This is a genomic window from Caballeronia sordidicola (assembly GCF_000729995.1).
GTDB classification, from domain to species: Bacteria; Pseudomonadota; Gammaproteobacteria; order Burkholderiales; family Burkholderiaceae; genus Caballeronia; species Caballeronia sordidicola_A.
In genome coordinates this window covers 1-586 of the sequence record NZ_JNFG01000150.1, presented here as the reverse complement: position 1 = coordinate 586, position 586 = coordinate 1, and the positions used below count along the sequence as shown (strand labels likewise).

The window sequence follows — 586 nt, the reverse complement described above, 5'->3', positions numbered from 1 at the left end:
TCTTCGGCGCGCGTGATTTTTCGTATGACGGCTGGGCCTCCATTTTCGCCATGCAATGGATGAAGCTCGCCACCTTTGTCGCCTTGCTCTCGCTTTTTTATCACGCGTGGGTTGGTATCCGGGACATCTGGATGGACTACGTGAAGCCGGTCGGCTTGCGCCTGTTCCTGCAAGTGGCGACGATCCTCTGGCTGGTCGGCTGTATCGGCTACGCGGCACAGATTCTCTGGAGAGTGTAAAGAATGGCTGCAATTAAAACGTCCCTGCCGCGTCGCCGTTTCGACGTCGTGATCGTGGGTGCAGGTGGTTCGGGCATGCGCGCGTCGCTGCAACTCGCTCGTGCGGGTCTGTCGGTCGCGGTGTTGTCCAAAGTGTTCCCCACGCGTTCGCATACCGTCGCAGCGCAAGGCGGTATTGGCGCGTCGCTCGGCAACATGAGCGAAGACAACTGGCATTATCACTTCTACGACACCATCAAGGGCTCCGACTGGCTCGGCGACCAGGATGCGATCGAATTCATGTGCCGTGAAGCGCCTGGCGCTGTCTACGAACTCGAACACATGGGCATGCCGTTCGACCGCAACGC

The 586-nt window shown here is 59.2% G+C and carries 2 protein-coding genes; both read left to right on the top strand.

Annotation, left to right across the window (positions count from 1 at the left end; genetic code table 11):
- Positions 1-239 (top strand): succinate dehydrogenase, hydrophobic membrane anchor protein (sdhD, locus tag FH08_RS0134150; protein ID WP_031362653.1); only part of this gene is annotated, 239 nt, incomplete at its 5' end.
- 3 nt (positions 240-242) lie between these two features.
- Positions 243-586 (top strand): FAD-dependent oxidoreductase (locus FH08_RS0134145; protein ID WP_031362652.1); only part of this gene is annotated, 344 nt, incomplete at its 3' end.